The organism is Nocardia sp. CA-151230, from assembly GCF_050942175.1.
In the GTDB taxonomy this organism is placed as follows: Bacteria; Actinomycetota; Actinomycetes; order Mycobacteriales; family Mycobacteriaceae; genus Nocardia.
The window spans coordinates 756,235-783,188 of the sequence record NZ_CP192061.1; the positions used below are offsets into that span (position 1 = coordinate 756,235).

The 26,954-nt window shown below is 69.5% G+C and carries 22 protein-coding genes; 14 read left to right on the top strand and 8 right to left on the bottom strand.

Annotated elements, in window-relative coordinates:
* Positions 1–61 precede the first annotated feature (61 nt).
* The 4 genes from ACQP1O_RS03425 to ACQP1O_RS03440 form a co-directional block, all read right to left on the bottom strand.
* Positions 62–1,453 (bottom strand): HAMP domain-containing sensor histidine kinase, encoded by a 1,392-nt coding sequence (locus tag ACQP1O_RS03425; protein ID WP_433564451.1) that lies wholly within the window; start codon positions 1,451–1,453, stop codon positions 62–64.
* A complete protein-coding gene (locus tag ACQP1O_RS03430) occupies positions 1,450–2,151 on the bottom strand; it encodes a response regulator transcription factor (RefSeq protein WP_433564452.1) in 702 nt (233 codons plus the stop codon). The genes ACQP1O_RS03425 and ACQP1O_RS03430 overlap by 4 nt, the downstream gene beginning before the upstream one ends.
* Positions 2,152–2,324: 173 nt before the next feature.
* A complete protein-coding gene (locus tag ACQP1O_RS03435) occupies positions 2,325–2,711 on the bottom strand; it encodes a hemophore-related protein (RefSeq protein ID WP_433564453.1) in 387 nt (128 codons plus the stop codon).
* Positions 2,712–2,837: 126 nt separating this feature from the next.
* Entirely contained in the window at positions 2,838–4,988 is a 2,151-nt protein-coding gene (locus ACQP1O_RS03440; protein WP_433564454.1) for an AMP-binding protein, read from the bottom strand.
* 339 nt (positions 4,989–5,327) lie between these two features.
* Here ACQP1O_RS03440 and ACQP1O_RS03445 point away from each other — a divergent pair, with 339 nt between their 5' ends.
* The 6 genes from ACQP1O_RS03445 to ACQP1O_RS03470 all read left to right on the top strand — a co-directional run bounded on the left by ACQP1O_RS03445 (position 5,328) and on the right by ACQP1O_RS03470 (position 13,401).
* A complete protein-coding gene (locus tag ACQP1O_RS03445) occupies positions 5,328–9,314 on the top strand; it encodes an ATP-binding protein (protein ID WP_433564455.1) in 3,987 nt (1,328 codons plus the stop codon).
* The gene (locus ACQP1O_RS03450; RefSeq protein ID WP_029930951.1) at positions 9,311–9,724 is read left to right on the top strand and encodes a roadblock/LC7 domain-containing protein; all 414 of its coding nucleotides are present in this window, start codon (positions 9,311–9,313) and stop codon (positions 9,722–9,724) included. The genes ACQP1O_RS03445 and ACQP1O_RS03450 overlap by 4 nt, the downstream gene beginning before the upstream one ends.
* A gap of 7 nt (positions 9,725–9,731) precedes the next feature.
* Complete coding sequence (locus ACQP1O_RS03455) at positions 9,732–10,106, top strand: DUF742 domain-containing protein (RefSeq protein WP_033085504.1); 375 nt, start codon at positions 9,732–9,734, stop codon at positions 10,104–10,106.
* Entirely contained in the window at positions 10,087–10,689 is a 603-nt protein-coding gene (locus ACQP1O_RS03460) for a GTP-binding protein (protein WP_354830800.1), read from the top strand. The genes ACQP1O_RS03455 and ACQP1O_RS03460 overlap by 20 nt, the downstream gene beginning before the upstream one ends.
* A 187-nt stretch (positions 10,690–10,876) precedes the next feature.
* The gene (locus ACQP1O_RS03465; protein ID WP_433564456.1) at positions 10,877–12,424 is read left to right on the top strand and encodes a carboxyl transferase domain-containing protein; all 1,548 of its coding nucleotides are present in this window, start codon (positions 10,877–10,879) and stop codon (positions 12,422–12,424) included.
* Between the two features lie 179 nt (positions 12,425–12,603).
* Positions 12,604–13,401: an aldo/keto reductase gene (locus ACQP1O_RS03470; protein WP_433564457.1), complete on the top strand. Its 798-nt coding sequence runs from the start codon at positions 12,604–12,606 to the stop codon at positions 13,399–13,401.
* 2 nt (positions 13,402–13,403) lie between these two features.
* On the opposite strand, the gene ACQP1O_RS03475 is transcribed toward ACQP1O_RS03470, so the two are convergent.
* Positions 13,404–14,534, bottom strand: coding sequence for an NAD(P)-binding domain-containing protein (locus ACQP1O_RS03475; RefSeq protein ID WP_433564458.1), 1,131 nt, complete (start codon positions 14,532–14,534; stop codon positions 13,404–13,406).
* A gap of 82 nt (positions 14,535–14,616) precedes the next feature.
* Here ACQP1O_RS03475 and ACQP1O_RS03480 point away from each other — a divergent pair, with 82 nt between their 5' ends.
* The 4 genes from ACQP1O_RS03480 (at position 14,617) to ACQP1O_RS03495 (ending at position 19,283) form a co-directional block, all read left to right on the top strand.
* Positions 14,617–15,342 (top strand): enoyl-CoA hydratase, encoded by a 726-nt coding sequence (locus ACQP1O_RS03480; protein WP_433567569.1) that lies wholly within the window; start codon positions 14,617–14,619, stop codon positions 15,340–15,342.
* Between the two features lie 41 nt (positions 15,343–15,383).
* Complete coding sequence (locus ACQP1O_RS03485; protein ID WP_433564459.1) at positions 15,384–16,505, top strand: MBL fold metallo-hydrolase; 1,122 nt, start codon at positions 15,384–15,386, stop codon at positions 16,503–16,505.
* A gap of 35 nt (positions 16,506–16,540) precedes the next feature.
* Complete coding sequence (locus tag ACQP1O_RS03490) at positions 16,541–16,849, top strand: antitoxin (protein ID WP_433567570.1); 309 nt, start codon at positions 16,541–16,543, stop codon at positions 16,847–16,849.
* 157 nt (positions 16,850–17,006) lie between these two features.
* Entirely contained in the window at positions 17,007–19,283 is a 2,277-nt protein-coding gene (locus tag ACQP1O_RS03495) for an ATP-dependent DNA ligase (RefSeq protein WP_433564460.1), read from the top strand.
* A gap of 9 nt (positions 19,284–19,292) precedes the next feature.
* On the opposite strand, the gene ACQP1O_RS03500 is transcribed toward ACQP1O_RS03495, so the two are convergent.
* A complete protein-coding gene (locus ACQP1O_RS03500) occupies positions 19,293–19,937 on the bottom strand; it encodes a cysteine hydrolase family protein (protein ID WP_433564461.1) in 645 nt (214 codons plus the stop codon).
* A gap of 122 nt (positions 19,938–20,059) precedes the next feature.
* A complete protein-coding gene (locus ACQP1O_RS03505; protein ID WP_433564462.1) occupies positions 20,060–21,058 on the bottom strand; it encodes an SDR family oxidoreductase in 999 nt (332 codons plus the stop codon).
* A gap of 87 nt (positions 21,059–21,145) precedes the next feature.
* Between ACQP1O_RS03505 and ACQP1O_RS03510 the strand changes: the two genes are divergently transcribed.
* From ACQP1O_RS03510 to ACQP1O_RS03525, 4 genes are all read left to right on the top strand, one after another.
* On the top strand, positions 21,146–21,769 hold the full coding sequence (locus tag ACQP1O_RS03510; RefSeq protein WP_433564463.1) for a TetR/AcrR family transcriptional regulator: 624 nt from the start codon (positions 21,146–21,148) through the stop codon (positions 21,767–21,769).
* 214 nt (positions 21,770–21,983) lie between these two features.
* On the top strand, positions 21,984–24,062 hold the full coding sequence (locus tag ACQP1O_RS03515; RefSeq protein ID WP_433567571.1) for an ATP-binding cassette domain-containing protein: 2,079 nt from the start codon (positions 21,984–21,986) through the stop codon (positions 24,060–24,062).
* Positions 24,059–24,823, top strand: coding sequence for an energy-coupling factor transporter transmembrane component T family protein (locus tag ACQP1O_RS03520; protein ID WP_433564464.1), 765 nt, complete (start codon positions 24,059–24,061; stop codon positions 24,821–24,823). Before ACQP1O_RS03515 ends, ACQP1O_RS03520 begins: the two co-directional genes overlap by 4 nt.
* Positions 24,824–24,987: 164 nt before the next feature.
* The gene (locus tag ACQP1O_RS03525) at positions 24,988–25,626 is read left to right on the top strand and encodes an ammonium transporter (RefSeq protein ID WP_433564465.1); all 639 of its coding nucleotides are present in this window, start codon (positions 24,988–24,990) and stop codon (positions 25,624–25,626) included.
* A gap of 38 nt (positions 25,627–25,664) precedes the next feature.
* Here the strand turns inward: ACQP1O_RS03525 and ACQP1O_RS03530 are convergent, their stop codons facing one another.
* Entirely contained in the window at positions 25,665–26,840 is a 1,176-nt protein-coding gene (locus ACQP1O_RS03530; protein ID WP_433564466.1) for a lipase family protein, read from the bottom strand.
* Positions 26,841–26,954: the final 114 nt, after the last annotated feature.

A 26,954-nucleotide genomic window follows, 5' to 3' on the forward strand; every position in this document is an offset into this window, starting at 1 on the left:
AGAGGGGCAGCGTGTCCCGGGCTCTGATGGTTGTCTGAGAGTTCGGTAAAGACCGGTACGTTCACCCGCGGCCGGGCTGCGGCGCATCCCGGTCCGGAAGCTCCAGCACCAGGCGCACCCCGCCCAGCGTGCCGTCGTCGAAATAGGCTCGGCCACCGTGCAATTGGGCCTGCTGCGCGACCAGCGCCAGCCCCAGCCCGGACCCGCCCTTGGCGGCATGGCTACCCCGGAAGAACCGTTCGAACACCGCCTCGCGCTCGGCGGCCGGCAGTCCGCGCCCGTTGTCGTCGATGGAGATGACGATGCGCCCGTTCGCCGCCCGGTGCGCCGACACCAGCGCCTCGGTGGCCCCGCCGTGCCGCGCCGAATTGGTGAGCGCGTTGTCCACGGCCAGCCGCAGCCCGGTCGGCAGACCCCGGGTGACGAGTTCGGCGTCGGTGTCGATGCGCACCTTCAGCTGCGGGAAGTGCCGCATGGCGTCGTGCGCGGCGGCGTCGCAGAGCTCGGCCACATCGGTGACCACGTGGTCGCGTTCATCGGTCAGGTCACCGGCGGCCAGTCGTTCCAGCGCCGCGAGGGTGGTCTCCACCCGGTTCTGGCCGCGCTGCAGGTCGCCGAGGATCTCCCGGCGCTGGTCCTCGCTGAGGTCGAGGGTGCGCAGCACCTCCAGATCGGTGCGCATGGCGGTGAGCGGGGTGCGCAGTTCGTGGGCGGACACCGCGGCGAAGTCGCGCGCGGTCTCCAGCGCCGCGGCGATCTCGGCCTGCGCCCGATCCAGCCGCTCCAGCATGGTGTTGACGGCCTCGCTCAGCTTGTCGGCCTCCCTGACCCCCGAACCGTCCACCGGCAGCGGCGCATTCGGGCCGCCGGTGGGCCCGCGCTGATCGACCGCCTCGGTGAGCCGGACGATGGGCCGCACCGCGCGGCCGCCGAACAACCAGCCCAGCCCGGCCGACGCCGTCACCGCGGCCAGCGCCGCGAAGAACACGAACCGCCGCTGCTCCGCGGTGGCGTGCTCGGTCTCCGTGGTCGGAATGCCCAGGGAGACAACACGTCCCGCGGGCTGGTTCTCGGTGGTGGTGAGTACCCGGTAGGAATTGCCGTCCACGGTGACAGTGTGATTACCCACCGACAGGGCGGGCAGCTGCACGGAGGTGCTGGTCATGGAGCCGTCGGCATTGCGCACGGTGAGCGCCAGCTGGTTGGTGGGCCCGAGCACGTCGAGGACGGTCACCGCGAGTTGTGGCTCGATGAGCACGATCCGCGAGGACAACGCCAGCTGCTGATCGGCCTGACTGAGATTGTTGCGCTCGATGGCGGTGACGGTCACCCAGCTGAGCACCGCCACGATGATGGTGGCGCCCAGCGCCGCGGCCGCCGCGACCCGGAAGCGCAGCGAATAGGAGTGACGGCGCCGGCGTGGCGGCGCGGAATCGTGTGCGGGCCGGTTCATTTGGGTGCGCGTAAGACGAATCCCACCCCACGGATGGTGTGCAGCAGGCGCGGGGTGCCGTCGACCTCGAGTTTGCGGCGCAGGTAGCCGACGAAGACGTCCACCACATTGGTGTCGGCGGCGAAGTCGTAGCCCCATACCAGTTCCAGCAGCCGCTCCCGGCTCAGCACCACGCCGGCGCTGCGGGCCAGCGTGGACAGCAGCTCGAATTCCCTTTTGGTGAGCTCGATCTCGGTACCGTGCAGCAGTGCCCGGTAGCCGGCGACGTCGACTTCCAAGGGGCCCACGGTGATCGCGCCCGGGATGGCGGAGGCGGGTACGTCGCTGCGCCGCCGCAGCAGCGCCTTGATGCGGGCGACCAGCTCGGCGAGTACGAACGGCTTCACCAGATAGTCGTCGGCCCCGGATTCCAGCCCGGCGATCCGGTCGTTGACCGAACTGCGCGCCGACAGCACGCAGATCGGCACCTCGTTGCCCATGGCGCGCAGCGCGGTGACCACGCCCGCGCCGTCCAGCACCGGCATGTTCATATCGAGCACGACCGCATCGGGGGCGGATTCGTTGACACTGCGCAGCGCCGCCGCGCCGTCCCGGGCGATGACCACCCGGAACCCCGACAGCCGGAGCCCGCGCTCGACCGATGCGAGCACATCCTCGTCGTCGTCGACGACCAGGACGGTGGGTACCGCTGTATCCAATTTGCCCTCCGCTTCGCTCCGGGCGGGTTCGCGGCCCTGGAGGTCTCGTTCTGCCTCCCTGCGCTCCTCCGCTTCGCTCCCCCGCTCCGCTCGGTCCAGAACGAGACGGGCCGCGAACCTTGTGTGGTGTGCCACCCCGGGTGGCACACCACACAAGTATCGTCCGACGAAGGTCAGTAGTTGTGGCAGGAGTCGGCGACCTGCTGGATCGCCGCGGCGATTCCACCTGCCCGCGGGTCGGCCGCGGCCTGGTTGGCGGCGTCCGGGTTGTCCTTCAGGTACTGGTCGAGTTCGGCCTGACGCTGCTCGGGCGACAGCGCGAACTTCGCCTGCAACTCGGACTTGTAGCCCGGGTTCTGGTCCAGGAACGAGGCCAGCGCCGGGGCCTTGTCGTGCAGGGCGGCATCCACCTGGGCGAAGGTGCAGGTCGAGTTCAATAGCGGCGCAACCAGATCCGCGGGGGAGGCCGAGGCGGTGGCGGGCGCGAGGGCGAGGGCCACGGCGGCGACCGCGCCGGCTCCGAAGAGCGCACCGACGCGGCGATTACGGACGAAGCTCATGCATCGACCTTTCTTGTTCCACAAGCAGAGCGAAAGAGTGGCGCGCGAATTCCGCGATTCGCGCCCGCCCGACGCTAAACCACCCGCATGGGAGGCCGATGAGCGAAGTATGAAAACTCTCTGAGGCTAGCCTGAGACGGCCGAATCCCCGGCCTGAGCGGCCGGACCCACCCCGGGCGCGCCCGTATCGAGGGTGGCCGGATCGACCCGTTGGAACGGGGCGGTGGCGACCGCTGCGGCATCGGCGGCGGCGATGCGCTCCTTGTCCTCCATGAGGGTGACCGCGTCGCGGATCTGCTTCTCCAGGGTGGGCAGCATGCCGGCGTCGTCGATGGTGGGCGGCACCTCGAAGGTTTCACCCGCCGCGATCTGACGCATGGTGCGGCGCAGGATCTTTCCGGAGCGGGTCTTGGGCAGCGCGGTCACCGCGACCACGTCGTAGAGGGTGGCGATGGCGCCGACCCGCTCGCGCACCCGCTCGATGACCTCGGCGCGCAGCCGCTCGGACTCGATGTCGATGCCGGTCTTGAGCACCACGTACCCGATGGGCCGCTGCCCCTTCAGCTCGTCCGGGATACCGACCACCGCGGTCTCGGCCACGGCCGGATGCCCGGAGATGGCCGCCTCGATGCCGCCCGCCGACAGCCGGTGCCCGGCCATATTGATGACGTCGTCACTGCGGCCCAGGACGAACAGGTAACCGTCCTCGTCGAAGAAGCCGGAGTCCCCGGTCAGATAGTGGCCGGGATAGGCGGAGAGATAGGAGCGCTCGTAGCGGGCGTCGTCGCGCCACAGCGTGGTCAGCGTGCCGGGCGGCAGCGGCAGCCCGATGACGATGTTTCCTTCTGTATTGGGTGGGACCGCATTGCCTTCGGAGTCCAGCACCCGCAGCCGGTACCCGGGCACCGGCACCGAGGCCGAACCGGGCTTGATCGGAAGCTGCTGCAGACCGAGCGGATTGGCGCAGATGGGCCAGCCGGTCTCGGTCTGCCACCAGTGGTCCACGACCGGGCAGTCGGGCCGCTCCGCGAGCAGGGTCTCCACCGCCCACTCGTAGGTGGCGGGATCCAGCCGCTCACCGGCGCAGAACAGCGCCCGCAGCCGGGTCAGATCGTGCCGATGCGCCAGCGCGGCATCCGGATCGGCGCGGCGAATGGCCCGCAGCGCCGTCGGTGCAGTGAACATCACGTCCACCTTGTACTCGTCCACCAGTCGCCAGAAGGTCCCGGCGTCCGGGGTCCCGATCGGCTTGCCCTCGTAGAGGATGGTGGTCGCCCCGACCAGCAGCGGCGCGTAGACGATGTAGGAGTGCCCGACCACCCAGCCGATATCGGAGGTGGTGAGCATGGTCTGCCCGGGGCCGACCTCGTAGATATTGCGCATGGACCAGGCCAGTGCGACCGCGTGCCCGCCGTTGTCGCGCACCACGCCCTTGGGTTTTCCGGTGGTCCCGGAGGTGTAGAGGATATAGAGAGGATCGGTCGCGGCCACCGAGACCGGATCGGCCGGTTCCGCGCCGATCTGCGCCTCGTCCCAGTCCAGCCAGCGGGCGGCGACGGTGTCGGACGAGGCGGGCAGGTGTTCGGTGGCGGCCTGCTCGGCCGGAAAACGAATGGTCGGGAAGCCGTCCCGCTGCTTGACCAGCACCGTCCGGGGGGCGGTGGTCTCCGCGAGGTCGAGGGCGGCCAGCACGATCGGCGGGTATTCGATGCGGCGGCCGGGTTCCAGCCCGCCGGAGGCAGTGATAATCAGCACAGGTTCGGCGTCGTCGATGCGGGCCGCGAGTTCGTGTGCGGCGAATCCGCCGAAGACCACCGAGTGCACCGCGCCGATGCGGGCGCAGGCGAGCATGGCCACCACGGCTTCCGGAATCATCGGCATATATATGACGACACGGTCACCGGTCTTGACGCCCAGCCGGAGCATGGATCCGGCAAATCGGGCGACTTCGTCCAGCAGCTCCCGATATGTGTAAATCCTTCTGGACCCGGTCATAGCCGAGTCGTATATTAGGGCCGGTTGTTCAGCGCGACCCCCCTCCTGACCGCCGGTCGGGCCCTCCGGGGATGTGATATCGCGCACATGCCGGTCCAAGGCGTTGTAGGAGGTGTTGAGGCGAGCGTCGGGAAACCAGCGCGCCGTCGGACGGGCCGCCGTATCGAGAATCTGAGTGGGGGGCACGTCCCAGCTGATGGCTTCGGCCGCGTCGCGCCAGAACTCCGAGGGATCGACCAGGCTCAGCTGATACGCCGGTCGGTACTCCTGCTTCGCGTTCAACCCGGTGACTCCCTAGCTCCGCCATGTGTCCTTGAGATGCGCTGAGATGCCCGCCTCGATAGATCCAGCTGATTGTGGCAGACTTCACGCGACGTCCGGGCGGACGCCGCGACCTTTGATTTTGCCTGCAAATGGCAGGTCAGGGACCGGTGGTTGCCAAGAGGTCACACAAGAAGTTATTGATCCGTTAGAATCGCATGTCACATATTTCGGCCGTCATGGACGCAATTTCTCGGCCAGCCGCAGTTCTCGGCCAGCTGTGCCAGTCGAGCCCAGCGTGCGATCGCGGAGGCTCGCTGATGGCGCGTGGCTGGGGCCAGTTTGGAAAGTGAGTGGGAGATGCGTGACGCCGCTAGGTCCGGCAGCAATAAGCGCTGGGCGCTGAGCAACTGGGACCTGCGATGGAAGGTCACGGCGGTGCTCGCCGTGCCGCTGTTGGTCGCCGTTGTGCTGGGAGCGTCCAGGATCTCGGCGGAGTTCGCCGACTCCAGCCGGCTCTCGACGGCGACCGATCATGTCGGGGTCATCCCGGCGATCACCGGTCTCAGTGCTGATGCGGCGCAGGTCGCCAGTGGTCAGATGGTCATGCTGGGCCCGACCCAGTCGCTGACCTCGGATCCGGAGCTTGCGCAGTTGGATACGGCCATCGCGTTCGCGGAGAAGGCCGCCGCGCGATTGAGCGATATGCCCAGCGCCCGCTCGGCGCTGGACGAGATGATCGCGGGCGCCAAGGCGATCCGGGCCCAGGGCCTGGCGCCGTCGAAGTCGATTCCGGACACCGTCACCGCGGTCGAACGGATCCGCGGCGACAGCGTGCGCACGGTGGAGAACATCGTGGCCAGCGTCGCCGACAAGAACGTGGACCAGTCCAAGCTGCGCCTGGTCGACTCGCTGAACAGCCGTTGGATGCTGTTCAACGAGGTCGCCGGTATGGCCGAGGCGCTCCGTAACAACCCCAAGGATGGCCTCAAGGACATCCAGATCGGCGTCAATACCGAGCGGCAGATGCTGGCCGTACTCGCGCACCGCTTCCCGGACGGTGACGCCACCATCGCGGAGCTCGATCGGCAGGCCGACACCCGCGTGCAGCTGGTCAACGGCCCGCAGGCGCTGGCCGGGCAGCTGCCCGTCGCCGAGCTGAAGGATTCGCTGGTCGCCAGCATCAACGGCTACCAGTCCATCGCGACCGCCTCCACCAAGGACATCGTGTCCCGGGTGGACGATCTGGCCGCGGCGGCCCGCTCGGGCGCCATCCGCTACTCGATCATCGTCATCGCCACCATCCTCGGCGCCCTCGCGCTGGCCGTGCTGATCGCGCGCGCGATGATCGTCCCGCTGCGCCGTCTGCGTCTGGCCGCCCTGCGCGTCGCCGAATACGACCTCGGCCAGGAAGTTTCCTCGCTGCGTGACGGTGCGGACCCCGAAGATGTTCCGCTGGAACCGATGCCGGTGCACACCGACGAGGAGATCGGCCAGCTGGCCCGCGCCGTCGACGACATCCACGGTCAGGCGCTGCGCCTGGCCGCCGACCAGGCCGCCATGCGTACCCAGGTCAACGACATGTTCGAGACGCTGGCCCGCCGCTCCAAGTCCCTTGTCGATCACCAGCTCTCGCTCATCGAGGCGATGGAGTACGACGAGAAGGACCCGCGCCTGCTCGAAAACCTCTTCCGTCTCGACCACCTCGCTGCCCGTATGCGGCGAAACGGCGACAACCTGCTGATTCTGGCCGGTACCAAGCAGCGCCGGACCAAGTCCGCCCCCGTCGAGATCGCCGACGTGCTGCGCGCCGCCATCTCCGAGGTGGAGGACTACGAACGCGTCAAGCTGGGTGCCACCCCGCGGGGTGCGCTCGTCGAGCCCGCCGCCTCCGACCTCGCGCACCTGTTCGCCGAGCTCCTGGACAACGCGCTGCGCGCCTCGCCCCCGGAGACGGACGTCAAGTTCACCTTCGCGCAGGCGCACGATCAGGGTCTGCTGATCGAGGTCGCCGACCGAGGTATCGGTATGCCCCCGGCCGAAATGGCCGAGATCAACCGGCGACTGGAGGCCGTGGCCGAGGTCGGTCCGGACACCGCCCGCCACATGGGTCTGTTCGTGGTCGGCCGTCTGGCCGAGCGGCACGGCCTGACCGTGCGGCTGCGCCCGACCTTCGACATCGCCCGGGACCCGGGCGTGACGGTCACCGTGCACGTGCCCAAGCCGCTGATCGTTTCGGCGGGCGGGCCGATATCGGTGCCGCCGCAGCAGGGTCAGACGCCGCCGCCGGCTCCGGCTCCCACGTCGTCCGCGCCGCAGGGTGCGGGCAACCAGGCCGGTGCGCCGTCCTCCATGCAGATGCGCGCGGTCACCCGCACGGCGACCGGCAATGTGATGGTCACCGTGGATCCGGGTGTGAGCGGGCCGATTCCGGCTCCGGCGGGACAGACGCCCGGCGCTGCCCCGGCCCCCGCCGCGGCCAGCGCCTCGACCGGACTGCCCACGCGGCAGCCGGGCGCCCAGGTGCCGGGCGGTCTGCCGACCCGGCAGCCCGGTGTGAACGGGCCCACCGTCAAGCACACCCTGGGGGCTCCGGGCGGGTCGAAGCCCGCCGGCCTACCCCAGCGTGATCCGGGCGCGCACGGTCCGTCCGCGCCCGCGGCCCAGCCGGGCGCCAATCTGCCGCAGCGCGGCCAGAGCCCCGAGGGCCCGTCGCAGCCGCGGGGCGGTCTCGCCGCCAATATGCTCAAGCGTCAAGGTGCTCCGGGCGGCATGCCGCCGCGACCGGGCGAGCCGGGAGCCGCGCCCAGCGGTCCGGGCCAGCTCGGCGGGCAATCGCTGGGAGGCGGAGCGGCGCAGCCGGGTCAGTCCGGTCCGATGCCGCCGCGCAATCCCTCTGTCGGCCTTCCGCAGCGCGATGCCGCGCCGGGTGGGGCTCCGTCGGGACCGGGTGGCCTGCCGCAGCGGCAGCCGGGCACCAACGGTGCGCCGGGCCGCGAGGCCGGCCTCGGCCAGCCGCATCGCCCCGGGCCCGGCGGTCAAGCGCCGGGAGGTGGAGCGGATTCGGGTCCGACCCGTCGTGAGCCCGCCGCTGGTGGTCTCCCGCAGCGTGATTCCGCCGCTGGTGGTCTGCCGCCGCGTGATCCTGCCGCCGGTGGTCTCCCGCAGCGTGATTCCGCTGCCGGTGGTCTGCCGCGTCGGGAGCCGGGTGCCAATGGCGCTCCGCCGCAGCGTGGCCTGGGTGGCCCGGGCCAGGGGCTGCCGCAGCGGGGTGCCGCGCCGCAGCGGGACGGGGCCAATGGCCTTGCCGCCGCTCAGGATTCGGACCTGCCGGGTCTGCCGAAGCGTGATGGCCTCGCGCCGCGCGACGGCGGCCTGCCGCAGCGTGGTGCGGCGGCCGGTGGCCTGCCCCAGCGCGACGCGGGTAACGGTCTGCCTCCGCGTGACGCGGGTAACGGACTGCCGCAGCGTGGTGCCGCGGGTGCTGATCCGTTGTCGGGTGGTCTGACTCAGCGTGATCCGCTGGGTGGTTCGCAGGCGCTGGGAGGTGGAGCGGCGCAGCGTGATTCCGCTGCCGGTGGTCTGCCCCAGCGCGGTGGCAACGGACTGCCGCAGCGGGACGCGGGCAGTGGTCTGCCGCAGCGGGACGCCGGTAGCGGTCTGCCGCAGCGAGAGTCGGCCGGTGGCCTGCCGCAGCGTGGTGCCGCGGGTGCTGATCCGTTGTCGGGTGGTCTGACTCAGCGTGATCCGCTGAGCGGTCCTCTTCCGCAGCGTGATCCGGGCGCGGGCCTCCCGCAGCGGGGCGCGACCGGTCTGCCGCAGCGTGATCCGGGTGCGGTGCTGCCGCAGCGCCCGAGCCCGATTCCGGGTGTGGGTCTGCCGCAGAACGGCTCCGACGCTGTCAAGGAACCAGGACGGCACAGCTTCCGGTCGAATCCGCAGAAGGCGGCGTCGTTCTTCCAGACCCGTTTGCAGCCGGCCGATTCCGGTGGCGATGCGATCATGGGTGGCACGCCGATTTTCGCGGAGATGATGTCGGCGTGGCTGTCGGATCCGAATGCCGACCGGTCCCAGGTGGCGTCGTCGTTCGAATCACCGGGTGACGAGGGCTGGCAGGCGGCTCGCCGAGTCAACGAGTCCTCGGCGGACAGGCGGACCGCCGCGGGTCTGCCGCAGCGCGATCCCGGTAACCGACTTGTGCCCGGTGGTGTCACCGGAAACGCTGACAAGGCGGCCCATCGGGACCCAGAATCCATCAGGTCAAGTCTGAGTCGTCACCAGCAGGGCGTCCGGGATGGCCGCGCGATGAAAGCTATGAACCTAACCGGAGATAAAGGAGACCGATGAACCCCGATCTAGGTGGTACGAAGCGTCAGCTGGATTGGCTGGTTTCGAATTTCGCCAATGAGGTTCCCGGCGTTGCGCACGCGGTCCTGGTGTCGGCTGACGGCCTGCTGATGGCCGCGAGTGCGCAGCTGCCCGTGGACCGCGCCGAACAGCTGTCAGCGGTGACCGCGGGGCTCGCGAGCCTCTCGGTGGGTGTGTCGAACTTGTTCGAGGGCGGCACCGTGCTGCAGTCGGTGGTCGAGATGGAACACGGCTACCTGCTGCTCATGGCGGTCGGCGACGGCTCGTACCTGGCAGTCCTGACGAATACGTCCTGCGACATCGGCCAGGTGGGATACGAGATGGCCTTGTTGGTCGAGCGAGTGGGCCAGACGGTTCAGGCCACACCTCGCGTCACGATGGGTTCCTGATGGCGGGATGGACATAGATAACGAACGCGTTGGGAGCGCCGAACCGAGCCTGGTTCGCCCTTATTCACTGACGGCCGGTCGCACCCGGCCGAAGGTGGAGCTCGCCTTGGAGGCGCTCGTCGCATCGCATCCGGTCGCCCTCGAGCGGCAGTTCGAACTCACCAATATCGAGACGTCAATCGTGGAGTTGTGCAGAGAATCGCCGTCGGTTGCCGAGGTAGCCGCGCGTCTGGGCATCCCGCTCGGGGTCGCGCGGGTGCTGGTCGCCGACCTCATCGATGCCGGCCATGTGCGGGTATCGGCGACATTGAAAGACGATTCCAGCGACGATGAACGTCGCGAGCTGATCGAAAGGGTTCTCAGTGGACTCCGGCGTATTTGATTCGACGACACAGGTCGACACGCGCACCAGCAAGCCCACGTCGGCCAAGATCGTCGTGGCAGGTGGTTTCGGTGTCGGCAAGACCACCCTGGTCGGTGCCGTGTCGGAGATCGTTCCGCTGCGCACCGAGGCTTTGGTGACCAATGCCAGTGTCGGCGTGGACTCCCTGACCGGGATCCCGTCGAAGGCCACCACCACGGTGGCCATGGACTTCGGCCGCATCAGCCTGGCCGATGACCTGGTGCTGTACCTGTTCGGCACGCCCGGCCAGTACCGCTTCTGGTTCATGTGGGACGACCTGATCAAGGGCGCCATCGGCGCGGTGGTGCTGGTCGACACCCGCCGGCTGGAGGACAGTTTCGCCGCCGTCGACTACTTCGAGGCACGGAACCTACCCTTCCTGGTGGCCATCAACGAATTCGATGATGCGCCACGGTATCCGGTCGAGGACATTCGCCAGGCCCTGGCGGTGCCCGCGGACGTGCCGATCCTCTCGATCGACGCCCGTCGCCGGGAGCCGGTGAAGCAGGCTCTGGTCGCGGTCACCGAGTACGCCCTGCGCAAGGTCGTTCAAGGCTACTGACACACGCGGTGATCGGCGTCGACCGCAGTGACGCCGAGCACCGATATGCTGCCCAGACCCACCCTCTGGTTCGCGGCGCGTCTCGTTCTGGACCGAGTGGAGCGGGGGAGCGCAGCGGAGGAGCGGAGGGAGGGAAGAACGAGACCTCCAGCGCCGCAAACCCGCCCGGAGCGAAGCGGAGGGCAAATTGGGTACAGCGCGGGAGCTGCTCGGCGCATTGCTCGATCCCGGTTCCTTCGTGAGCTGGGATCGGCCACCCGTAACGGTGGCGGCATCGGCCCGGTATCGCGAGGATTTGCTGGCTGCTGCGGCAACGGCGGGCACCGATGAGGCGGTGCTCACCGGGGAGGGGTTGCTGCGCGGGCGGCGGGTCGCCGTGGTCGCGTGTGAGTTCGGGTTTCTCGCGGGGTCCATCGGGGTGGCCGCGGCCGAGCGCATCGTGTCGGCGGTGGAGCGTGCCACCGAGCTGGGACTGCCGCTGCTCGCCTCGCCGACCTCCGGCGGTACCCGAATGCAGGAGGGCACAGTCGCTTTCCTGCAGATGGTGAAGGTCGCCGGGGCGCTGGCCGCGCACAAGGCGGCGGGACATCCGTATCTGGTGTATCTGCGCGACCCGACCATGGGCGGGGTATTCGCCTCGTGGGGATCTCTGGGGCACATGACATTTGCCGAACCGGGCGCGCTGGTCGGCTTTCTCGGGCCGCGAGTTTACAAGGCGCTGTACGGGAAACAGTTCCCCGAGGGTGTGCAGACGGCCGAAAACCTTTACCACAACGGCGTTATCGACGGAGTCGTACCGGTGCCGGTCTTCCGCCGGATCGCGCATCGAGCTCTGAATGTCCTGTGTGACCGACCGCTGCCGCTGCCCGAAAAGGCTGGCGGCCCACGCCGTTCCACCGAGGGCGTCGGTTCCTTCCTGGCGGGTCCGGAGGAACATGGCGGGCCGGAGCCGCTCGATACCGGTGATGTCCACGGCTGGCAGTCGGTGCTCATCTCGCGGCGGGCCGATCGGCCGGGAATCCGGGAGTTGCTACGCCACGCCACCGATCGAGTTCCGTTGTCCGGCACCGGACAGGGTGAGCTGGATCGCACCGTCGTGCACGCGCTCGCCCGTTTCCGGGGTCAGCCCTGCATCGTCTTCGGTCACGATCGCGCGGGGCAGTCGCCCGAGAACACCATGGGCCCGGCGGCATTGCGCGAGGCCCGGCGCAGCATGCACCTGGCCGCCGAACTCCGCGTCCCCCTGGTCCTCGTCATCGATACCGCGGGCGCCGCGCTGTCCCGTGAGGCGGAGGAGCGTGGTCTGGCGCCCGAAATCGCCCGCTGCATAGCCGATCTCGTCACCCTCGATACTCCGACGGTGTCGGTGCTGCTCGGCCAGGGCACCGGTGGTGGTGCGCTGGCCCTGCTGCCCGCGGACCGGGTGGTGGCGGCCGCGAACGGCTGGCTGGCTCCGCTCCCGCCGGAGGGTGCGAGCGAGATCGTCTACCGCGACACCTCGCACGCCCCGGAACTGGCCGCCGCCCAGCGGATTCGCGCGCAGGATCTGCGGGCCGACGGGATCGTGGACCGCATCGTGCCCGAGTATCCCGATGCCGCGGACGAGCCGGTGGATTTCGCGCTGCGCACCGTGGCCGCCATTGCCGATGAACTCGCCGGTCTCACCAGTAGGTCCTCCGTGGATCTGCTGGCCGCCCGGCAGCTGCGATACCGTCGGCTGGGTCTCGGGTCGTAATTCTCGTCGCATCGCACCAGAGTGACGCTGAGAAGTTGCCGCCGTGCGGATCAGATCCGGTTTCTTCCCTATCGCATGTTCGGTTGACGGGGCGGAACCGCGCTTCTACCTTCGGAATGGTGACTTATCGGTTCGAGGCCAGCGACATCCCAGCGATAGTGCTCAATGATGGCCAGGTCATGCCGAAGCTAGGGTTCGGTGTGTACGACGTCGTCGGCGACGAGGCGGTCGGCACCATTACGACGGCCCTCGAGCTCGGCTACCGGAGCATCGACACCGCCGCCTTCTACGGCAATGAGGAGGAGGTCGGCCGCGCGGTCCGCGCATCGGGCCTACCGCGGGACGAGGTGTTCGTCACCACCAAGCTGTGGAACGCCGACCACGGCTACGACGCCGCCATGCGCGCCTTCGACGCCAGCGTCAAGCGGCTGGGCCTGGACACCATCGACCTGTTCCTGATCCACTGGCCGCTGCCCGCGGCCGACCTGTACGTCGACACCTTCCGCGCGCTGCAGACGCTCAAGCGGCAGGGCCGGGTGGTCTCCATCGGCGTCTCCAACTTCACCAGGGCGCACCTGGAGCGGGTGCTGGGCGAGACCGGTGAGGTGCCGGCCATCAATCAGGTTGAGCTGCACCCGTATTACGCGCAGTCGGAGCTGCGGGCGTTCCACGCCGCGCACGGCATCGTGACCGAGGCGTGGAGTCCGCTGGGGCGCGGGGCGGAGTTCAACGACTCGGTCATCATCGCGCTGGCGGACAAGCTCGGCCGGACGCCCGCGCAGATCATCCTGCGCTGGCACATGCAGCTGGGGAACGTGGCCATTCCGAAGTCCACGATGCGGTCCCGGATGGCGGAGAACCTGACGGTCTTCGATTTCGAGCTGACCGGCCGGGAGATGACACAGATCGCCGGCATCGACAAGGGGGCGCGGCAGGGCGCGGATCCGAATACATTCGACATGGACGCCCCCGCCTGACCTCACGGCTCGTGCTGGGTGGGAATGCCCAGGTACGAGGTCAATTCGACGGCGGCGGCCCGGCCCGCGCGATTCGCGCCGATGGTGCTGGCGGACGGGCCGTAGCCGATCAGGTGGATGCGCGGATCGGCCTCGACCCGGGTGGCCAGCCGACCGCCCATGGTGATGCCGCCGCCGGGACCGCGCAGCCGCAGCGGGGCCAGATGGTCGAGGGCGCTGCGGAATCCGGTGGCCCACAGGATCACGTCGGCGTGCTGGAAAGTGCCGTCGGCCCAGCGGATTCCGTCGGCTTCGAGGTGGTCGAACATGGGTCGCCGGTCCAGCACGCCGCGGTCGCGCATGGCCCGCACCCGCGCGTCCTCGGGCAGGCCGGTGACCGAGACCACCGAGCCGGGCGGGAGTCCGCGCCGCACACGGTCTTCCACCATGGCCACCGCCGCCCGCCCGTCCTCGGGCGCGAATTGCCCCGAGCGGAACACGGGTTCGCGCCGGGTCACCCACGTGGTGCCGGTGACCTGCGAGATCTCGTCCAGCAGTTGAACGGCGGTGATCCCGCCGCCCACCACGACCACGTGCTTGCCCGCGAATTCCTTTGCGGTGCGGTAATCGTGGGCGTGCAGCTGACGCCCCGCGAAGGTGTCCGCGCCCCGGTAGTAGGGAATGAACGGCTTGTCCCAGGTGCCCGTCGCATTCACCAGCCCGCGCACCCGCAGCGTCGCCTCCGGTGTCAGCTCCGCGTGCAGCAGCCCGTCGACCTCCTGATCCGGGCAGGTGGCCGCGGTGGCCCGGTCGCACACCAGGCTGACCGACACCGGCCGGTGCACCCGCAGATCGAAGCGCTTCTCGTAGAGCTCGAAGTAGTGCGGCACGGCCGTGGCCGCCTGTGCGTTCTCCGAGCCCTCGGGCAGCGTCTCCGCGAACGACATGCCCGGAAGATCGTGCACCCGATTGACGTTGCTCAATGTCAGTGACGGCCACCGGAACTGCCACGCCCCGCCGGGCGCGGGAGCGTGGTCGACAATGAGAAAGTCCTGCTCCGGCCGCAAACCGAGCCGTCGCAGGTGATATCCGACCGATAAGCCGGCCTGCCCGGCGCCGATTACCAGGATGTCGACGTCGGGAGTTGCGGTCACCGGCCCGACGGTACGCGCACCTAGAGTGAAAGCCGATCATGGGTCGAAAGCGCAGGTGAGTTGGACAGTGGGGAAGACACAGATGCTCGGAGTCAGCCGCGATGGCGAGGTAGTGACCATCGAACTGCAGCGTCCGGATCGACGGAACGCCCTGAACGAGGAGCTGATCGGGCTGCTGCGCACGGCGCTCGAGGAGGCCGCGACCTCGGCCCGCGTGATCGTGCTCACCGGCCAGGGGCCGATCTTCAGTGCGGGCGCGGATCTGGACGGCGTGTATTCGGACAAGTTCCTGACCGGGCTGCTCGGCATGCTGCGCACCATCGAGACGATCCCGGTGCCGGTGATCGCCGCCATCAACGGCGGGGCGCTGGGCGCGGGCGTGCAGCTGGCCTTGGCGTCGGACCTACGGGTCATGACGCCGGACTCCTTCATCGCCGTTCCGGCGGCGAAACTCGGTATCTCCGTGGACCGTTGGACCGTGCGCCGGTTGTCCAACCTGATCGGGCCCGGCCCGGCGCGCACCATCCTGATGGGCGCCGAGCGGGTGCAGGCCGCGGACGCGTACCACTTCGGTTTCGCCAACCGGATCGGCTCACTGGCCGATGCGCAGGCCTGGGCCAAGCAGATCGCCGACCTCGCGCCGCTGTCGCTGCGGCATCTGAAACTGGTGTTCAACGACGACGACACCCGCGGTCCCGACTCCCCTGAGCAGACCGCGGCTCTGGACGCGGCGTGGCAGAGTGCCGACGCGCAGGAGGCGCGCACGGCACGCCAGGAGAAGCGGCCCGCGAAGTTCGAGGGCAAATGAACCGGCAGCGCGCGACCGCGAATACGCGGAAACTGGTGGGTATGTCTGCGGGTGCATTCGGTCTTTCCTGGTTGGTGCGGGCGGCGTGGGGGATTCCCTCCGCCATGGGCGCCTCCATGTCCGCGATCGCGCCGACGGCGCGCGGGGCGACCACCTATCGCAATCGGCAGTTCCACAACACCGAACCGAGCAGCCAGATCACCGGTTCCCCGCTGGAGCTGCTGTATCAGCTGGCCACCGAGCGCAACCGGGGCCGCCCGGCCGGGACGATCCCGCTGGTGACGCCCGCACTGCCGGAGCAGGCGGGGGACCTGGCCGTCACCTGGTACGGGCACGCCACCTGCCTGATCGAGGTGGACGGCTACCGGGTGCTGGCCGATCCGGTGTGGAGTGAGCGGGTCTCGCCGTCGCCGCTGGTGGGTCCGGCACGGCTGCATCCGGTGCCGTCGCCGCTGTCGGAGCTGCCGGCGCTGGACGCGGTGCTCATCTCCCACGACCACTACGACCATCTGGATCGCGACACCGTGATCGAGCTGGTGGACAGTCAGGATTGCGTGTTCATCGTGCCGATCGGCATCGGCGCGCATCTGCGGCACTGGGCGGTGCCCGAGCATCGCATTGTCGAATTGGATTGGGCGGCTGCGGTTTCGCTGTCGGAGCTGCAGCGCGATCACGGTGACGGCACCGATCTGGTGATCACCTGCGCTGAGGCGCGGCACTTCTCCGGCCGGGGGCTGGTGCGCAACACCACGCTGTGGGCGTCCTGGTCGATCGCCGGTCCCACCCGCCGGGTCTACTTCGGCGGCGACACCGGCTACACCAAGGCCTTCGCGGAGGCGGGTGCGCGGCTGGGCCCGTTCGATCTGACCCTGCTGCCCATCGGCGCCTACGACCGGCACTGGCCGGATGTGCACATGAACCCCGAGGAGGCGGTGCGCGCCCACGCCGATCTGTGTACCGGTGATGCGGGCTACGGGCTGTTGGTGCCGATCCACTGGGCCACTTTCAATCTGGCCTTCCACGGCTGGTCGGAGCCGGTCCGGCGGTTGGTCGAGGCGGCAGAGGCGGCGGGGACACGCATCGCCGTGCCGAAGCCGGGCGAGCGGATCGATCCGATTGGCCTCCCACCACGGGATTCGTGGTGGGAAGATGTTCGCCAATGACGGACCGAGATTGAAGGAGCAGCGCTGTGAGTCTCATGGACACGCTCAAGGGCTTGGTCGGCAAGGGCAAAGAGGTGGCGGCCCAGAACGCCGAGAAGATCGAGCAGGCGGTCGATAAGGCCGGACATGTGATCGACGAGAAGACCGGGGGGAAGTTCTCCTCCCAGATCGACAAGGGTGCGGAGGCGGTCAAGTCCGCCATCAAGCCCGAGGCGCCGGCCGCGGCCCCCGCGGAGGCTCCCGCGGCCGAACCGCCCGCGGAGCCGGCACCCGCCGAGGCGGCGGCCGAACCGGCTCCGGAACCCGCTGCGGGGGCCGCGGAAGGCGAACAGCCTCCGGCGTAATCGTCGCGGCGTCTCGTAGTAGTCGCACCGGTCGTTCCACGGGCTGTTCGGGAGTGGCGGGATTCCCGTCGCTGACCTGAACGGCCCGTTGGCATTTCACGGATGGCGCGAGTTCGGGTTGCGGGTTTTTGCCGGGACCCGGACCTAAACTGCTGTCATGGGGTCCCGCAGGGATTTCGGGGGTATCGAGGTTGGGCTGACCAACCTCGACAAGGTGCTGTACCCGGCCACCGGGACCACCAAGGGGGAGGTCATCGACTATTTCACGGCCATCGCGCCGGCCCTGCTGCCGCATATCGCGCAGCGGCCGGTGACCCGCAAGCGGTGGCCGAACGGGGTGGACGAGCAGTCGTTCTTCGAGAAGAACCTGGCCGAGCACGCGCCGAAGTGGTTGGAGCGGAGGACGGTTCGGCATTCCGATCGGCCGGTCACGTACCCGCTCATCGACAATCTGGCGGGCATGGCCTGGCTCGGGCAGCAGGCAGCGCTGGAACTGCATGTGCCGCAATGGTGTTTCGACGGGGCCGAGGTCGGGGATATCACTCGCCTGGTGTTCGACCTGGATCCCGGGCCGGGGGCCGGGCTGGAGCAGTGCGCCGAGGTGGCGCTCATCCTGCGGGACGTGGTGCGCGAGGTGGGGCTGGAAGCCTACCCGGTCACCAGCGGCTCCAAGGGAATTCACGTCTATGTGCCGCTGGACCGCAGACTCGGGCCGAACGGGGCGTCGGCGGTGGCCAAGCAGGTCGCCACCAACCTGCAGCAGCTGCGGCCGGAGCTGGTGACGGCCACCATGGCGAAATCGGCGCGCGGCGGGAAGGTGTTCCTGGACTGGAGCCAGAACAATCCGGCCAAGACGACCATCGCGCCGTATTCGCTGCGCGGGCGCACCGAGCCGTGGGTGGCCGCCCCGCGGGCCTGGACCGAGATCGAGAAGCCGAAACAGCTGCGGCACTTGCGCTTCGACGAGGTGCTGCGGCGCTGGCGGGAGCAGGGGGATCTGCTCGAAGGACTGGACGAACCACTGCCGGAACCGGGTCCGGACCGGCTCGACACCTACCGCTCCATGCGCGACCCGCGGCGCACACCCGAACCGGTCCCGCCGGGCCCGCCCGACGCCGGGCCTGGGAATCGGTTCGTGGTGCAGGAGCATCACGCCCGGCGGCTGCACTGGGATGTCCGGCTGGAACGCGAGGGCGTGCTGGTGTCCTGGGCGGTACCCAAGGGCCCGCCCACCGATACCGGCGAGAACCGGCTGGCCGTGCACACCGAGGACCATCCGATGGAGTACCTCACCTTCCACGGGAGCATCCCCAGGGGCGAGTACGGCGGCGGCGAGATGACCATCTGGGACACCGGCACCTACGAGACCGAGAAGTGGCGTGACGACGAGGTCATCGTCTGGCTGCGCGGGCAGCGGCTGACGGGGCGGTACGCGCTGATCCAGACCAACGGCAACCAGTGGCTCATGCACCTGATGAAGGATCAGACGCCGCCGGGGGCGGAAGGGGATGGGGCGCAGCCGGTTCCGGCCGCGCCGCCGCGCACGCCCGCGCCCATGCCGCGGGGACTGAAACCCATGCTGGCCACGGCGGGTGATGTGGGGACCCTCGACGCCGAGCACTGGGCCTTCGAGACCAAGTGGGACGGGTTCCGGCTGATCGCCGAGATCGAGGACGGCGCGGTCACGCTGCGCAGCCGGGCCGGGCACGTGGTGACCGGGAAGTATCCGGGCCTGGCGGTGCTGGGTTCGGAACTGTCCGGGCACAGCGCGGTGCTCGACGGCGAGGCGGTGGTCTTCGACGATCACGGCGGCGCGAATCTCGGTCTGCTGCGGGAGGATTCGACGCGGGCGGTCTTCCTGGCCTTCGACCTGCTGTATCTGGACGGCACCTCGCTGGTCCGCAAACGCTACGATGACCGGCGACGGGTGCTGGAAGCCCTTGCCGGGCAGGCACGTTCGCTGATCGTGCCGAAACAGCTGCGCGGGTCGGGCGCGGAAGCCCTGCGATACAGCCAGGATCACGGCATGGAGGGCGTGGTCGCCAAGCGGCGGGACTCGGTGTATCTGCCCGGGCGGCGCGGGCAGTCGTGGATCAAGACCCGGAACTGGCGGACGCTGCCGGTGGTGATCGGCGGCTACCGGAGATCGGAGGCGCGGCAGTTCGCTTCGCTGCTGGTCGGTGTGCCGCACGAGGGGGAGCTGTACTACCTGGGCCGGGTCGGCACCGGGTTCAGTGAGCAGGAGATGAGCGACATCGCCGATCGGCTGCGCCGCCTGGCACGCAAGACCAGCCCGTTCGACAATGAACTCACCGCCGACGAGCGCAAGGACGCGGTGTGGGTGACGCCGAAACTCACCGGCACCGTGCGCTTCATGAACTGGACCGAGACCGGACGCCTCTGGCATCCGGCCTGGATTCCCAGCTCCGACTGACCGTTTCGGCTAGCTCGACTTCTCGAGCAGCGGCACGATGCTGTCGATATCGGTGACGATGGCGTGGCCCTGGAAGGCGAAATCGTCCCAGGCGCGCTGCTGTCCGGGCTCGTCCCGCCCGCCGACGCCGTCCCGGATCACGACCGGGATGAAACCCAGATCGGTGGAGTGGCACACGGTCGGCGCGATGCCGATCTCGAGCGCGACGCCGACGATGGCGTACGCCCCGATTCCGAGGTCCCGCAGGGTGGAGGCCAGCGGGGTGCCCTCGAACGCCGACATAGAGGTCTTGTCGAAGACGGTCTCGCCCGCCTGCGGCCGAAGTTCCGGCACCAGCTCGAATCCCGGGGTGTCCCGCTGCAGGATCGGCACCACATCGTCCGCGGATTCCACGCCCTGCCAGCTCATGGCCATGCGCAGTGCGAAGGTCCCCATCAGGCGCTTCGGCAGGAAGAAGTGCCGCAGGAAGATCACGGGGTAGCCGCCGCGCCGCGCCGCCTCGACGACCCGCGCGACCCGTTCGGTGATCGCCGGGCCGTCGTCGAGCTGCCCGAGCACCCCGACCTGCATGTCGTACACGACGACCGCCATCTTCTCCGGCGAACACACGTCCTCGAGCGTCTCCGGAATCTCCAGCCCGTTCCCGCGCCGCATAAAGCCCTCCGCAATCTCCCACTGCCCCACCCTCTTTCGCCACCCTACCCCGCCGGTGAATCACGATCGGGGACCTCTCGATGCGGGTAATCGGGCGAATCCCTCGACGGAAGCTCCCTGACTCAGGCGGCGGGGCGGGCTGGGCGGGGCGCGGGCACCAGGCCGAAGCGGATGAGGCTTTCGGCGGTGTCCAGCAGGGAATCCGCCACGGGGCGCATGGTCCAGTTGAGGTCGTGTTCGGCCTTGGCGGCGCTCAGGTGCGCTGCGCGGCCGAGGAAGCGGACGGCGGTGCGGGCGTCGGGGTTGAACCGGGCGCTCAGCCGGACGAGCCAGTCGGGGAGCACGCGGGTCGCGACCCGGTAGCGCTGGGCGAGGATCTGCGCCATCTGCGGGAAGGAGACTTCCTCGCCCGCGCAGATGTAGCGATTGCCCGCGGCCTGCAGGGTTTCCATGGCGAGGCGATGCGCCACCGCGAGGTCGCGGACATCCACGGTCGCGAAGTTCAGGCGCGGGACGCCGGGCATGCCCCCGGCCAGCAGGGCGCGGATGCCGTCCACCGAGGTGCCGGCCTCGGCGCGCAGGATGGGGCCGATGATCATGCCCGGATTGATCACGGCCAGTTCGAGATTCGGGTGTTGGGCGGCGAAATCCCAGGCGGCGCGCTCGGCCAGGGTCTTGCTCTTCTGGTAGGCGTCGCACTGTTCGGTGTCGGACCAGTCCACCTCGGTGAGCAGATGCCCTTCGTTGCCGACCTCGACCGCCGCGATCGAGGAGGTGACGACGACCCGTTCGACACCGCTCCCGGCGGCCGCGCGCAGCACCCGCAGCGTGCCGTCCACGGCGGGGCGGACGAGTTCGTCCTCGTGGTCGGGGACGCCGGAGGGGAAGGGCGAGGCGGTGTGCAGCACGAAGCGGCAGCCCGCAACGGCCGCGGCCCAGCCCGCGTCCGAACCCAGATCGGCCTCGACCAGCTCGACGCCGGGCAGTAGTTCCGCCACCGCGGTGGCACGGGCGGCCGAGCGCACGGTGCCGCGCACCCGATAGCCCTGGCCGAGCAGTTCCTGGATGACATGGCCCGCGACATAGCCGGAGGCGCCGGTGACGAGAACGAGATCGGACATTGCCTGACTCCAATCTGAGCAGTGCTTAGAATCTGAACAATGTATAGATTCCGAGGCCGGGAGCCGTCAACCCCTTACGCTCATCCCATGCCGCCGACCAAGGACCGCTATCACCACGGAGACCTCCGCGAGGAACTACTGCGCGCCTCCCTGCAGCTGATCGAGTCCGAGGGCCTGGCCGCGGTGAGCCTGCGCAAGGTCGCCCGCGAAGCCGGCGTCAGCCCCGGCGCGCCCTACCACCACTTCGCCGACCGCGCCGCCCTGATGTCCGCACTCGCCGCCCGCGGTTTCGAAATCCTCGGCGCCGCAATGACATCCGCCCGCGCCGCCGCCCCCGATCCGCGCGCCGCCCTGCTAGCCATGGCCGAGGGGTACGTCGGCTTCGCCCGCGACCACGCCGCCTACTTCCGGATCATGTTCCGCCCCGAGCTGTCCCAGCCCGAGAAGCACCCCGACACCGAGGCCGCGGGCGACGCCGCCTACGCCGTCCTCGAATCCGCCGTCGCCGACGCCGTCCGCTCCGGCTTCCTCCCCGCCACCGACGCCGAAACCATGGCCCTGGCCTGGTGGTCGCTGGCTCACGGCATGGCCGCCCTCACCGTCGACGGCAAATTCGGCCTCCGCGCAACCCAATCCGGCACCACCCCCGAAGCCCTCACGACCCGCATCACCCACATCTTCGCCAACCTCATCGACCAGCACCCGGCCTAGCGGCCCGCGCTGCGGTCCCATCCGCGTGACCGCCGGGTGGGCCATGCCATAGAAGTCGGTGTTTCCGCTGATCGACCGCTGATATTTGTGGCGGCACTGCCCGCAGTCTGTGGAGATGTTGAGAGGTCGCGGTGGGTTGGGGTGCGGACACGGCAGACTGGTAGGCGTGACCGATTCGTACCGGATTCGCGGTGGGCTGGCCGAGCAGGTCGGGGTGTCCAGTGCCGGGAGCAGTGCTGAGGCGACGCTTCCGACGGGGGCGTTGCGGCCCATCGAGCTGGCTGCCTCGGCCGTGCTGGGCGGGGCGACGGTGGGGCTGGTGACGCTCGGGTCGCTGGTGCCGTTCGCGGCTGCGCTGCAACTGGTGGCGGCGGTGCCCATGGGGCTGCTGGCGCATCGGCACCGGTTCCGCGCGCAGCTGGCGACCACCATCGCGGGGGCGCTGGTGACCTTCGTCGCGGCGGGGCTGCTGCCCGCCGAGAACCTGGTCGGCGTCGCCGTGATCGGTGGAATCATCGGCACTGTCAAGCGCAGGCGAGGCGGTCTGCCCGCGGTGGTGGCGCTGTCGGCGGTGGCCGGATCCGTGATGGCCGCCTTGACGGTCGGCATGCTGCTGGTATTCGCCCAGTCGCGGCACTTGCTGTTCGACAGCATCCGCAACTCCGCGGCAGGCATCGAAAACCTTGCGGCGCGCCAGTCTTCGCTGGAGCCGCTGGGCCGTGCCGTGGCCGACTACACCGACACCGTCCTGCACTGGTGGTGGGCCTTCGTGGGCGGCGGCATCATCGCCGCCATGGTGGTCAGCGGAGTGTTCTCCTGGTTCGTGCTCGGGCGGGTGCTGGATCGCCTGTCCTGGCTGCCGGGCCGTGACAGCCTGCTGGACGCGCCCGCGGACCCGCGTCCGGTCGCGCCGCTGCCGGTCACGTTGCGGGAGGTCGCGTTCCGATACTGGGGAGCGCGCACCGATGCGCTGCACAATATCGACCTGACCGTCGACGTCGGCGAATTCGTGGCGGTGGTCGGCCACAACGGGTCCGGAAAGTCGACGCTCACCAGGATTCTCGCGGGTCGCCCACCCACCGCGGGCACAGTCACCCGGCTGGGCGCGGCGGGTCTGGGCGTGCGTGGCGGTACCGCCATGGTGCTGCAGCGACCGGAGAGCCAGACGCTGGGCGTGCTCGTCGCGGATGACGTGGTGTGGGGCCTGCCCACCGCGGATGCCGCGGCCGTCGATATCGACGGACTGCTGTCCGAGGTCGGCCTGGCCGGTATGGGCGGCCGCGAGACCTCGACCCTGTCGGGTGGCCAGCAGCAGCGGCTCGCGGTGGCCGCCGCCCTGGCCCGGCAGCCCACGTTGCTCATCGCCGACGAGGCGACCTCGATGATCGACCCCGAGGGACGTCGCGACCTGGTCGCATTGCTGGCCGACCTGCCGCGCAGACATCCGATGGCCGTGGTCCTGGTGACCCATCACGAGGCGGACGCGGCCGCCGCGGACCGGGTGGTCCATCTGGAACAGGGCCGGTCGGTCGGCCATCTGCCCGCCTGGCCGCGCCCCGTCCGCGATCCACGCCGCCGGCCCATGGGCGCCGCCGTCCTCGAATTGCGGGGCGTCGGCCACACCTACAACCGCGGCACCCCCTGGGAGGCGCCCGCCCTGCACGACATCGACCTGAGCGTGCGCCGGGGCGAAGCCCTGCTCATCGTGGGCGGCAACGGTTCCGGAAAGTCCACGCTGGCCTGGATCATGGCCGGGCTGACCATGCCCACCGCCGGCACCTGTGTGCTGCGTGAACCCATGGGCACCACCCGTCCGGTGCACAAGCGGATCGGGGCCGTGCAGCTGGCCTTCCAGCATTCCCGCCTGCAATTGCAGCGCCAGGACGTCGGCACCGAGATCGAGGACTGGGGTGGCCGCGGCAGTTACGCGGTCGCGCGTGCCCTCGACGCCGTGGGACTGGACCGGGCACTGGCCTCGCGCTCGGTCGAGGAGCTCAGTGGCGGGCAGGCCAAGCGGGTGGTGCTGGCGGCGATCGTGGCGAGCCACCCCCAGGTGGTGGTGCTCGACGAGCCGCTGGCCGGGCTCGATCCGGAGGGCCGCGCCGGCGTGGTGGAACTGCTTGCCCGGCTGCGGGATTCGGGCCTGACCCTCATCGTCATCTCGCACGACGTGTCCGACATGGCGGCGGTGTGCGACCGCACCGTCCACCTGCGCGACGGCCGCCTGGTCGAGAACGGTTCCGCCGCAGTGCACGACAACCGTATTCAGGATTTCACCGGAGGTGTCCGATGAGCAGCGTCGTCCTCCGCGAGGTCCCGGTCGACAGCCCCGTGCATCGACTCTGGGCCGGTACCAAGATGATCGGCGTCTTCGCCGTCAGCGTGCTGCTCATGTTCATCCCGTCCTGGGCGCTGCTGGGTGTCGCGACGCTGTTCCTGGTGGCGGTGTTCCTGCTGGCGAAGCTGCCGCTGGGCACGCTGCCCCGCCTCCCGTGGTGGTTGTGGGCGGGCGTGCTGATCGGGGCGGCCATCAACGCGCCCGTCGGCGCGTCGGCGCTGCTGCGGTACGCGCAGGTGGTCCTGTTCGGCTTCCTGTTGCTGGGTGCGTCGTTCCTGGTCGCCTGGACCACGCCGATGGGTGAGGTGGCGCCCGCGCTGGCCCGACTGGGCGCGCCGCTGAAGCGAATCGGCTGGACACGCAATGGGGTCCGGCACGCGATTCCGGTCGACGAGTGGGCGGTGGTGGTCGCGCTGACCCTGCGCGGCCTGCCGCTGCTGATGGAGGAGATGCGCATCCTGCGCGCGGCTCGCAAACTGCGGCCCAAGGATTCGCTGCTGCATCGCGCGTCGGAGAACCCGCTCGTCGACATTCTGACCGCGAGCATGGCTGTCTCGAGCCGACGTGCGGGTGAACTCGGCGAGGCCATCACCACCCGCGGTGGCACCGGCGAGCTGACCGCCCGCCCGGGATCGCCGGGGCGCGCCGACGTGGTGGCGCTGCTGGTGGTGGCTCTGGTGTGCGCCTTGGGTATCGGCGTCGAACTGCTCTTCTAGCAACACTCGAGCCGAAAATAATTCGCGGTGTCGGTGCCGCGCGCTACGCTACCGTGCCAGTAGAACGCGTTGCTTATGCAGCACGGGCTCACAGTCGCAAAGGGGGGAATTCTTTCAACTGAGCCGTGTGTTGCCACAAACACCTGATCAAGATTGGAAGACCCATGATGCTGCGCAAGATCACCGCCATCGCCGCGCCGGTTGTCACGGCAGTCGCCATCGCCGGAGCCGGTGTGGCACACGCGGATCCGGCGGTGCCCGACATCGGTTACCAGACCCGGCTGGTCGGCACTACCGTTGTCACCACCCTCACCAACGGCAGCTTCGAGTTGGCCGGGCGAGCGGTGAACGTCAAGGACTCCGCGGGCGCGACCGTCCTCAGCTTGCCGCTGGCCTTCGAGCAGGACGGCCTGAGCTACCCGGTGCCGGGCACGGTCAGCGATGACGGCGCCACCCTGTCCCTGACCGCGGTCAAGGATGTCGCCGCGGCCACGCCGGCACTGCACCCGGTGGCCTCGACGAACGAGAATCAGCGCGCCATGGAGGCGTTCAGCACCCAGTTCGGCATCGGCACGGCCATCGGCAGCTTCCTGGGCCTGGCGCTGGGTGCGGCGGTCGGCGCGATCGGATTCCTCGGTGGCGCTTTCGGTTTGGCGACCGTCCCGGTCGCCGCGGCTGTCGGCGCGGTCATCGGCACCCTGGTGGTCGGCGGGCCCGCCCTGCTCATCGCCGGCATCGAGCTGATCAACACGCTGAACGCGGAGCCCGGCAGCACCAAGTGGGCACAGCCCGGCGACCGGTAACGCACTGGCGCGGGTGCACCGACCGCTGCGGACGATCGTCAGCGCACGGTGCACCCGGCGACCACCGGATCCCCGTCGAAGCGATCCGACAGAAAGTTCATGGCCCCCAAGGCTTCTCCCGCAGCGGCCGGATTGTGGCCCGGTATCGCCGAGTGCACGGCGGTGAGGTTCGCGCCCAGCGCGCAGTAGCGGTCCACGAGGGCGCTGAAGCCCGCCGATGGAATCACGTCGTCATTGTTGCTGTGGTACAGGTACAGCGGCACGTCGGGGGCCCAGTCGCCCAGCTCCTGATGGTTGGTGGCGGCCCGGAAGGCTTGGCTGTCGAGGATGTCCGGGACGCTCGAGTAGTCGTCGACGTGCCCGAAGATGTGGCGGACCACCAGATCGCCGCCGCAGGAGGCCGCCTCCTGCGCCAGCAGCGCCCGGCCGCTGTCATTGAGCGTGTCCGCGAGTCCGGAGCCGGAATCGTTGCGCGCCAGGGCGAGCAGGATCAGCACCGCGAGCCCCGCCTGATAGCCGCCGTCCACGCCGCGCGCGATGGCGGGGATATCGGCGGGTACGCCACCGGAGGTCACGCCGGCGAACCAGATCTCGGGCGCGTAGCTCGCCCGCAGCTGCATGGCCCACAGGGTGGCGAAGGCGCCGCCGGAGTAGCCCCAGGCTCCTAGCGGGCTGGCGTCCGTGATACCGAGTGGTGCAAAGGATTTGGCTGCGCGCACGCCGTCCAGCACGGCCCGGCCGGAGTTCACGCCGTCGAAGAAGCGGGACTGCGGGCCCTCGTAGTCCGACACCACCACGGCCCAGCCGCGGCGCAGCGCCTCGGCCAGGAACGGTATGTCCAGCAGGGTGGTGGCAATGGAGAAGTCGCGCCCGCCGCGCAGCGCGAACGATGGGGCGCAATGGGTTCCGAGGCTGTCCTCGGCGATCTGATACGACAGCAGCGGGCGATCGCCGGGACCGGTCCAGGGCGTGAGCGGCGTCATGACGGTGGCCACGTCGGCGGCGGCCTCCCCGGCGGAATCGGTGGTGCGGTACTGCACCTGCCAGCCCGCCACCGGGAGCGGCAGTCCGAAGACGGCGATCGGCCGGGAGTTGAGAATTGCCCCGTTTGCGAACTCTCCCAGGTTGATCGGCGCGACGTAGAACGGATCATCGTCGGGATAGGGGATGTCGGCGCGAGTGCCGGGCACCGCGACGGCCGCCAGCAGGGTCATCGCGCCGATCAGTCCGGCGCGCCACCGATGTCGAACCTTGGGTGAGCGCCCCGTGAATCCGCGCGTGCGTACCCCGAACCATGCGCCGTCCCGCCGCATAACGCCTCCAGCGTC